The 8,845-nt window shown below is 69.5% G+C and carries 8 protein-coding genes; 5 read left to right on the forward strand and 3 right to left on the reverse strand.

The window, feature by feature from the left end:
• Positions 1-26: 26 nt before the first annotated feature.
• The 3 genes from ABFX54_RS25665 to miaB form a co-directional block, all read right to left on the reverse strand.
• On the reverse strand, positions 27-767 hold the full coding sequence (locus ABFX54_RS25665; protein WP_346108773.1) for an isocitrate lyase/PEP mutase family protein: 741 nt from the start codon (positions 765-767) through the stop codon (positions 27-29).
• A 200-nt stretch (positions 768-967) separates the two neighbouring features.
• On the reverse strand, positions 968-1,579 hold the full coding sequence (locus ABFX54_RS25670; protein WP_346108775.1) for a hypothetical protein: 612 nt from the start codon (positions 1,577-1,579) through the stop codon (positions 968-970).
• A gap of 1,067 nt (positions 1,580-2,646) precedes the next feature.
• Positions 2,647-4,146 carry a tRNA (N6-isopentenyl adenosine(37)-C2)-methylthiotransferase MiaB gene (gene miaB, locus ABFX54_RS25675; protein WP_346108777.1) on the reverse strand — a complete coding sequence of 500 codons (1,500 nt, stop codon included), beginning with the start codon at positions 4,144-4,146 and terminating at the stop codon, positions 2,647-2,649.
• 137 nt (positions 4,147-4,283) lie between these two features.
• Here miaB and ABFX54_RS25680 point away from each other — a divergent pair, with 137 nt between their 5' ends.
• The 5 genes from ABFX54_RS25680 to ABFX54_RS25700 all read left to right on the forward strand — a co-directional run bounded on the left by ABFX54_RS25680 (position 4,284) and on the right by ABFX54_RS25700 (position 8,612).
• Positions 4,284-5,039 (forward strand): amino acid ABC transporter ATP-binding protein, encoded by a 756-nt coding sequence (locus ABFX54_RS25680; protein WP_346108779.1) that lies wholly within the window; start codon positions 4,284-4,286, stop codon positions 5,037-5,039.
• A 51-nt stretch (positions 5,040-5,090) separates the two neighbouring features.
• On the forward strand, positions 5,091-5,921 hold the full coding sequence (locus tag ABFX54_RS25685) for a glutamate ABC transporter substrate-binding protein (RefSeq protein ID WP_346108781.1): 831 nt from the start codon (positions 5,091-5,093) through the stop codon (positions 5,919-5,921).
• A 58-nt stretch (positions 5,922-5,979) separates the two neighbouring features.
• On the forward strand, positions 5,980-6,648 hold the full coding sequence (locus tag ABFX54_RS25690; protein ID WP_346108783.1) for an amino acid ABC transporter permease: 669 nt from the start codon (positions 5,980-5,982) through the stop codon (positions 6,646-6,648).
• Entirely contained in the window at positions 6,645-7,562 is a 918-nt protein-coding gene (locus tag ABFX54_RS25695; protein WP_346108785.1) for an amino acid ABC transporter permease, read from the forward strand. Before ABFX54_RS25690 ends, ABFX54_RS25695 begins: the two co-directional genes overlap by 4 nt.
• Before the next feature lie 180 nt (positions 7,563-7,742).
• Complete coding sequence (locus ABFX54_RS25700) at positions 7,743-8,612, forward strand: glutamate ABC transporter substrate-binding protein (protein WP_346108786.1); 870 nt, start codon at positions 7,743-7,745, stop codon at positions 8,610-8,612.
• The last annotated feature ends 233 nt before the right edge of the window (positions 8,613-8,845 follow it).

An 8,845-nucleotide genomic window follows, 5' to 3' on the forward strand; every position in this document is an offset into this window, starting at 1 on the left:
CGTCCGGCACGGCCCCTGCCGTTGTGTCAGTACGGGTCGTGGCCCGCGCTTATCTCGGCGAGCAGGCGCTCCGTGTAGGTCTGGGACGCCTGGTGCAGGCCGCTGCCGAAGCTGATCCTGGCCACCCCCAGCGCGGCCAGCTCGCCCAGCCCGGGGGTCCCCGGTCTGAACAGCACGTTGACCGGCCCGCCGAGGCCCTCGACCAGTGCCCGGATCTCGTCCGCGTCGGCCAGCCCGATCGGGTACACGCAGTCGGCCCCCGCCTCCAGGTAACGCCGCCCGCGCGCCAGCGCCTCCTCGCGCGTCACCTGTCCGCGCAGGTAGAGGTCCACCCTCGCGTTGATCACCAGCCCGTCGCCGGCCGCCGCCCGCACCTCGGCGAGGAACCCGGCCTGTTCGTCCTGATCCACCATCTCGCCGCCGCCGGGCAGGGAGTCCTCCAGGTTGCAGCCCACGGCCCCGGTCGCGAGCAGGCGTTCGGCCAGCTCCGCGGGCTTGAGGCCGTAGCCGCGCTCCACGTCCGCCGTGACGGGCCGGTCCACGGCCCTGACCACCCGGGCGATGGCGGCCATCATCTCCCCGACGGGCGTACGCTCACCGTCCTCGTAGCCGAGCACCCGCGCGACCGCGGCGCTGCCGGTGGCGACCGCGGGGAACCCGGCCGCCTGCACGGCGCGGGCGGAGGCGGCGTCCCAGACGTTGGGCAGCACCAAAGGGGTTCCCGGCACGTGCAGGGCACGCAGCCCGGACGCTCTGTCAGTCGTCATACCCCGACCCTACGCACGGCACCGGCTCCTCCGAAGGGCCAGTAAGCCCCATAAACGGCAAGCCACTTCGCCGGACACCCGACCACCACGAGCCGTCATCGCCGCCCGACGTCAGGACCGGCCCCCGCGAGCCGTCCATGCCGCCTGGCGTCGGGCCGGCCGCCGCGAGCTCACCCTGGCGCCCGTCACCGGAGACGTGCTCAGCAGCCGCTCTTCGAGCACTGGCCGGAGACGAGTCCGCCGGGGCCGTCCGCCGGGCTGTCGGCCTCGGAAGGAGTGCCGGCGCCTGAGGACTGGGGCGACTTGGTGGGGGCCGTCGTCGCGGGCTTCTTGTTGGTGCCGGTCTTGGCGGAGTCGGTGCCCGTGTTGCCCGTCGTGTCCCCGGCTCTGTCACCTGTACCGGGCCGGTCGCCGCCGTCCGGGACCCCGGCGGCCACGTCGCCCATGCTGCCGTCGTCCTCGGGAGCGTCGCCCGTACGGTCGTCCCCAGGGGAATCGGCGGAGGAGTCGGCGGGAGAGTCGGCGGTGACGTCGCCCGCCGTGGCGTCGTCGCCGCCCTGCTCCTGGTTCGCGTCGGCGCTCTGGGAGGTCTCGGGGCCGCCGCCCTGCCGGGCGCTCCCGAAGGGGTTCGAGGCCAGCATGTAACCGGCGCCACCGGCCACGAGCACGGCGATGAGCGCCGAACCGGCGATGAGAAGGGTCTTGTTGCTCTTCTGCCTCGGTCGTCTGTTTCCCGACGCCCTGTTTTCCAGGCGGGTGTCTCCCGGCCCGGAGAGGATCTCCTGGCGATCCGCCTCGATCGGATCTTGCATGGCGTTACAGCTCCCTGCGGTCGTATCGGGGAAAGCTCGCCGGCTTCCGCGGGTGATGGACCACACTAGCCGCAACAGCTGAATGCTCGCACAACAATCACAAAGGAATCACGACTTGTCCCCCCTTAGATCCATTAGCCCAGGTAGCCGCGCCAACCTGGCACCCGTGGCCGGAGCCACCGGGGTGCTCGTCACAGCGGCGCTGGGGATATTCCTGGCATTCACCAACAGTAAGGAACCGTCACCGCAAACACCTCAGGAAATGGATCAGGAAACCCCGCTTTCCCCAAGATCAATACCACTCTCGGCATCGAATACGCCACCGACGGCGACCGTCCTTCCGCCGTCGGTGGCGCCCATGGCTGGAACGCTCCAATTCCCGACGGCCCAGCCCGCCGACGTCATGCTCGGCCCGCTGACGCCCCCGTGGATCGAAACCGTTCCGCCCCCGAATGCGAGCCTGCCGCCCTGGGGAGCGCACCTCCCTCCGGTGGGCGCGGAACCGCCCCCAGTGGGCGCCGACCTGCCGGCCGTGGGCGCGAACCTGCCGCTCATCCCCTCGGCGACGGCCGGCCCGCCGGTCACCCCCGTCGCCGAGGACGCGGACCCGCGCCGACCTGGCAGGGACGGGAACCGCCCCCCGAAGGTCCGACCCGCCCCGCGGGCCACCCCACAGGTCCCCCCTGACGTACGCCCGTCACCCGGCGGCCTCACCCCACCGCCCCTGCCGTCCCAGCCACTGCGGCCACCGTCATCACGGCCGATCGCACCACAGCCGTCCCACCCGCCGTCCCACCCGGCGTCCAGGCCGGCCCCGCCGGGCCGCGCGGGCCCCGACCCCTGCGCCACCATGCACGACTTCCGCCGCCGCCCCTGCTACGACATGCTCGACCGCCTCACGCGGTAGACCCCGGCACGGCGAAGGGCGGCCCCGGATGATCCGGAGCCGCCCTTCTCAGCGGTAGGCCGAAGAGCCCGGCGAGACGGGCAACGGCACAGGCCGCCCGTCGCCGGCGCGCCGGATGGACCCGGCGGGACCGGCGACGGCGCAGGCGGCCCGACCGTCGTCAGTGCGCCGAGCAGGCCCCTGTCGAGGCCGGCAGCGGAGCGGGCCGTCCGACGGTGGGCATGCCCAGCAGCACCCCCGGGCCGCCGCCCGAGCTCCCGCCGCCCTGGCGGGCCTCCCAGGCGTCTCCCGCCCTGGTCCGCCGCAGCCCCAGCACGGCCCCGTCGGCCACCAGGTGGTGCGGCGCCGCGTACGTCACCTCGACCGTCACCATGTCACCGGGCCGCGGCGTCTCCTCGCCCACCGCGAAGTGCACGAGCCGGTTGTCCGCCGCGCGCCCCGACAGCCGGCGGGTGGCCTCGTCCTTGCGCCCCTCGCCCTCGGCTACCAGCACTTCGAGCGTCCGCCCGACCTGCTTCTTGTTCTCCTCCCATGAGATCTCCTCCTGCAGCGCCACCAGCCGCTCGTAGCGCTCCTGAACGACCTCCTTGGGCACCTGGTCCGCCATCGTGGCCGCGGGCGTGCCGGGGCGGATGGAGTACTGGAAGGTGAAGGCGTTGGCGAAGCGGCTCTGCCGGACGACGTCGAGGGTCGCCTGGAAGTCCTCCTCGGTCTCGCCGGGGAAGCCGACGATGATGTCGGTGGAGATGGCCGCGTCGGGCATGGCGGCGCGTACGCGTTCGATGATGCCGAGGTAGCGCTCGGCCCGATAGGAGCGGCGCATCGCCCGCAGCACCCGGTCGGAGCCCGACTGCAGCGGCATGTGCAGCTGGTGCATGACGTTGGGCGTCTCCGCCATGGCGGCGATCACGTCGTCGGTGAACGCGGCGGGGTGCGGCGAGGTGAAGCGGACCCGTTCGAGCCCCTCGACGTCGCCGCAGGCGCGCAGCAGCTTGCCGAAGGCCAGCCGGTCGCCGAACTCCACGCCGTAGGTGTTGACGTTCTGGCCGAGCAGGGTGACCTCAAGCACGCCCTGCTCCACCAGCGTCCTGACCTCGGCGAGGACGTCGCCGGGCCGGCGGTCCTTCTCCTTGCCGCGCAGCGACGGCACGATGCAGAACGTGCAGGTGTTGTTGCAGCCGACCGAGACCGACACCCAGGCGGCGTACGCGGACTCGCGCTTGGTCGGCAGCGTCGAGGGGAAGACCTCGAGCGACTCCTTCAGCTCGACCTGCGCCTCGCCCTCGACGCGGGCCCGTTCGAGCAGCACCGGCAGCGAGCCGATGTTGTGCGTGCCGAACACGACGTCGACCCACGGCGCCTTGCGGACGATCTCGCCCTGGTCCTTCTGGGCCAGGCAGCCGCCGACGGCGATCTGCATGCGCGGGTTGCTCACCTTGGCCGGTCTGAGGTGGCCGAGGTTGCCGTAGAGGCGGTTGTCGGCGTTTTCCCGCACGGCGCACGTGTTGAACACGACGACGTCGGCCGCCTCCCCGTCGGGAGCGGCCACGTAGCCGGCGTCCTCCAGCAGGCCTGACAGCCGCTCGGAGTCGTGGACGTTCATCTGGCACCCGTATGTGCGCACTTCGTAGGTGCGGGCGCCCTCCTGAGTCACAGTCATGGCACGTTCAAGGGTAGTCGGTGTCGGCCTTGGGACTGCCCGGACCGATCTAAAAGGCCTGCTTGATGGCATGATGTGATCGGATCGGTACCGCTCGGTTAGTGCACAGCGTTCTAACGCCCTCTACGTTTTACTCCATGACGGAGAACGGCGACGCCACTCCACTTGTGCAGTTGGAGAACGTCAACAAGCACTTCGGGGCGCTGCATGTCCTGAAGAACATCAACTTGACCGTCTCTCGTGGCGAGGTATTGGTCGTCATCGGTCCCTCGGGCGGCGGGAAGTCGACGCTCTGCCGCACGATCAACCGGCTGGAGACGATCAACGACGGCAAGATCATATTTGACGGCCAGGTGCTGCCCGACGAGGGCAAGGCGTTGGCCAGGCTGCGTTCCGACGTCGGGATGGTCTTTCAGTCGTTCAACTTGTTCGCCCACAAGACCATCCGGGAAAACGTCACGCTCGGCCCGATGAAGGTGCGCGGCAAGGCCAGGGACGCCGCCAACCAGCGGGCGATGGAACTGCTCGAAAGAGTGGGCATCGCCGCGCAGGCGGACAAATATCCGGCCCAGCTCTCCGGCGGTCAGCAACAACGTGTGGCGATCGCCAGAGCACTGGCCATGGACCCGAAAATGATCCTGTTCGACGAGCCGACCTCCGCACTCGACCCCGAGATGGTGCAAGAGGTCCTCGATGTCATGATCGGGCTGGCACGTGACGGGATGACCATGATGGTCGTCACGCACGAGATGGGGTTCGCCCGCCGGGCCGCGAACCGGGTGGTGTTCATGGCCGAGGGGCAGATCGTCGAGGAGAACACTCCCGACGAGTTCTTCACCAATGCGCAGACGGACCGGGCGCGAGACTTCCTTTCGAAGATCCTCACGCACTGACTATTGAGGCAGGTACACATGCACATGCGTCGAACGGGAGCAGTGCTCTCCATGGCGGCTCTGGCCGCGGGCCTGACCGCCTGTGGCGGTGGCGGCGGTGAGTCGTACGCCAACGTGGCCGACAAGATCGCAGGCGGCGGCACGATCGTGGTCGGCACCAAGTGGGACCAGCCCAGCCTGGGCCTGAAGATGGGCAACGAGCCCGAGGGCTTCGACGTCGACGTGGCCAAAGCCGTGCTCAAGGAAGTGGCCGGCGGCAAGGACGTGAAGATCGAGTGGAAGGAGTCGGCCTCGTCCAACCGCGAGCCGTTCCTCCAGAACGGCACGGTCGACATCATCTTCGCCACCTACTCCATCACGGAGGAGCGCAAGGGCAAGGTGACCTTCGGCGGCCCCTACGTCGTGGCGCACCAGGACGTGATGGTCCGCAAGGACGACACCTCGATCAACAGCCCTCAGGACCTCAAGGGCAAGAAGATCTGCAAGGCCGCGGGCTCCAACTCCTACAAGCGCATCACCGACCCGCCCCCGGACGGTGAGCTCGACATCGACGCGACGACCGTCGACGCCGGCAACTACTCCGAGTGCGTGCAGAAGCTGACCGGCAGCAACCTCGACGCCGTCACCACCGACGACTTGATCCTGGCGGGCTTCGCCAAGCAGGCGGGCGGCAACTTCAAGGTGCTGGGCCAGGGCTTCACGGACGAGAAGTACGGCATCGGCCTGAAGAAGGGCGACACCAAGACGTGTGAGGCCCTCAACACCGCGGTGAAGAAGCTGTGGGACAACGGCACCATGAAGCAGCTGCTGGACAAGTGGTTCGGCGGCATCCAGGGCCTGAAGTTGTCCGAGACCGCGCCGCCCGCCGAGGGTTGCGCCTGATCACTCCAGGGGCGGGCCGCGGTGACCCGGCCGCCGCCGTCCTATGCGGTGGAGCACGATGGACGAACTAATCAAATACGCCCCGGACCTCGGGCTGGGATTCCTGGAGAACGTCAAGCTGTCCCTCGTGGCGGCCGTCGCCTCCCTGATCCTCGGCACGATTTTGGTGGCGATGCGGGTCTCACCCACGCCGGTCCTTCGCGCGGCCGGCACCATATACGTCAACGTGGTGCGTAACACCCCGCTCACGCTGGTGCTGGCGTTCTCCGCGCTGGGCCTGAGCGACCAGCTCGGCCTGGTCTTCTCGGACGTGCCGTCGACCAACTCGTTCTGGATCGTGGCGATGGGCCTGTCGGTCTACACCGCGGCCTTCGTCTGCGAGTCGCTGCGCGCCGGCATCAACACCGTGCCGATGGGCCAGGCGGAGGCGGCCAGGGCGATCGGACTCACGTTCATGCAGTCGCTGCGGATGATCGTCCTGCCCCAGGCGTTCCGCGCGGTCGTCGCGCCGCTGGGCAGCGTCATGATCGCCATGATCAAGAACACCACGGTGGCCACCGCGGGCGGCTACCTCGCCGACGCCGCGGCGGTCATGAAGATCACCTTCGACACGACCGGCGCGTCGATTCCGATCTTCCTCGGCATCGTCGTCGCCTTCATGGCGCTCACCATGCCCATCGGATTCTTCACCGGCTGGTTGTCGCGACGTCTGGCGGTGGCCCGATGAGCACGTCCGTACTGTTCGACGCCCCCGGCCCGCGCGGGCGGCTGCGCAACCACGCGCTCACGGTGATCAGCGTCGTCGCCGTCGTCGCCGTCCTGTACGGCGTCTACCGCGGCTTCGACGCCAAGGGCCAGTTCGAAGGCAAGATCTGGCAGCCGTTCCTGCAGTGGGAGACCTGGGAGTTCTACATCATCCCCGGCCTCATCGGCACCCTGGAGGCGGCGGCCGTCTCGGCGGTGCTGGCGCTGGCCTTCGGCTCGGTCTTCGGCCTGGCCAGGCTCTCCGACCACGCGTGGATCCGGATCCCGGCCGGCGCGGTGGTCGAGGTGTTCCGGGCCATCCCGCTGCTGCTGCTGATCTTCTTCATCTTCTACCTGGCGCCCATGCTCATGGGCGGCGGCGACTACGCCTTCTTCGCGGTCGTGCTCGGCCTGACCCTCTACAACGGCTCCGTGCTGGCCGAGGTCGTCAGAGCCGGCGTGTACGCCGTGCCGAAGGGGCAGTCGGAGGCCGCGTACGCGGTCGGCATGCGCAAGAACCAGGTGATGCGGCTGGTGCTGTTGCCGCAGGCCATCACCGCGATGATGCCGGCGATCGTCAGCCAGCTCGTGGTGCTGCTGAAGGACACCGCGCTCGGCTACATCATCGCGTACGTCGACCTGCTCAACACCGGCTTCAAGATCATGCCGGCCCGCTTCTTCGGCTCGCTGATCCCGGCGGCGATCGTCGTCGGCATCATCTACGTGGCGCTCAACATGGCACTGAGCTACCTGGCCACCTGGCTGGAGGGGCGCAGCAGGCGCAGCCGCAAGACGGCGGCCGCCCCGATCGCGGCGCCCGGATCGGCCGAGGTCGGCATCGGTGCCGGTCAGGGCACCGCTGGTGGCGGCCTGGGTCCTGACAAACCCCTCGAGTGACCGCGGGGCGGCGGGCGTGCTGGCGCCCGCCGCCCTGACGGGCTCTCGGGCTTGGCCTCAGGCGTTTGCCACCTTGACGAGCCCTCAACTTTGTCGCCTTTCTCCCTATAGATCGCCAAGAAACACCCACGACTGCGTCGAATCCGCGTTCCGCACCGCTCACGTGGGTTACCCATAGTCGTGGGGAAGTTCAGGGTGGCCATGCGCGCGGCGGCACTCGCCGTGGCCGTGGCCGTGACGGCAGGACTGGCCGGGTGCGGCGGCGGAGGCTCGTACACCACCGTCGCCGACAAGATCAAGGGCGCCCGCACCGTCGTCGTCGGCACCAAATGGGACCAGCCGGGCCTGGGTATGCGCTCCGGCTCGGGCGATCCCCAGGGGTTCGACGTGGACGTCGCCCGCTACATCGTCGCCAACCTCGCCGACGGCGCCAAAGTCAAGATCACCTGGCGCGAGTCGCCGTCGTCCACCCGCGAGGCGCTGCTCCAGAACGGCACCGTGGACATGATCGTCGCCTCCTACTCCATCACGGAGTCCCGCAAGCCCAAGGTCACCTTCGCCGGCCCGTACGTGATCGTGCCCCAGGACACCATGGTCAGGGCCGGGGACATGGCCATCAAGAGGGTGCAAGACCTGCGCGGCAAGCGGATCTGCCTGGCCGAGGGCTCGAACTCGTACCGGCGGATCGTCGACCCGCCGCCGGACGGCATGCTCGACCTGCCGGCCCAGCTGGTGCCGGCCGCGAACTACTCCGACTGCGTACGCAAGCTCGTCGAGGCCCGCCTCGACGCGGTCAGCACCGAGAACCTGACCCTGGCCGGGTACGCCGAGCACGACCCCGGCATGTTCCGGCTGCTCAACCAGCCGATCAGCTGGGAGAAGTGGGGCGTCGGCCTGAAGAAGGGCGACGTCGAGACGTGCCAGGCGGTCAATCGCGCCATCGCCTCGATGTGGCGCGACGGGACGACGACGCGCCTGCTGAACAAGTGGTTCGGCCGCGCGGGTGTCGCACTCCCCTCCTCCCTGCCCCGCCCGGCAGGCTGCCCCTGAACGGGTCACACGGGGTGTACCGGGCCGCCTGCCGCTCCTGAACCGGCCACCACCGTGGCTGCTGCCTGTGAACCGCCTCCGAGCCGAACCGCGCCCGGCCGGCAACACCTTCCGACCGAACCCGCGCCCGGCCACCGTGGAACCACACCCCAGGCCGAACCACACCCAGCCACCGTCCAACCACACCCCAGGCCGAACCACACCCAGCCACCGTCCAACCACACCCCAGGCCG

The organism is Nonomuraea maheshkhaliensis (assembly GCF_039529435.1).
In the GTDB taxonomy this organism is placed as follows: Bacteria; Actinomycetota; Actinomycetes; order Streptosporangiales; family Streptosporangiaceae; genus Nonomuraea; species Nonomuraea maheshkhaliensis.

What these genes read in the sequence shown, in the direction of transcription:
- ABFX54_RS25695 (WP_346108785.1), top strand. Translation starts at nt 6,645, where the DNA reads ATGAGCACGTCCGTACTGTTCGACGCCCCCGGCCCGCGCGGGCGGCTG.
- ABFX54_RS25680 (WP_346108779.1), top strand. Translation starts at nt 4,284, where the DNA reads ATGACGGAGAACGGCGACGCCACTCCACTTGTGCAGTTGGAGAACGTC.
- ABFX54_RS25665 (WP_346108773.1), bottom strand. Translation starts at nt 767, where the DNA reads ATGACGACTGACAGAGCGTCCGGGCTGCGTGCCCTGCACGTGCCGGGA.
- miaB (WP_346108777.1), bottom strand. Translation starts at nt 4,146, where the DNA reads ATGACTGTGACTCAGGAGGGCGCCCGCACCTACGAAGTGCGCACATAC.
- ABFX54_RS25670 (WP_346108775.1), bottom strand. Translation starts at nt 1,579, where the DNA reads ATGCAAGATCCGATCGAGGCGGATCGCCAGGAGATCCTCTCCGGGCCG.
- ABFX54_RS25690 (WP_346108783.1), top strand. Translation starts at nt 5,980, where the DNA reads ATGGACGAACTAATCAAATACGCCCCGGACCTCGGGCTGGGATTCCTG.
- ABFX54_RS25685 (WP_346108781.1), top strand. Translation starts at nt 5,091, where the DNA reads ATGGCGGCTCTGGCCGCGGGCCTGACCGCCTGTGGCGGTGGCGGCGGT.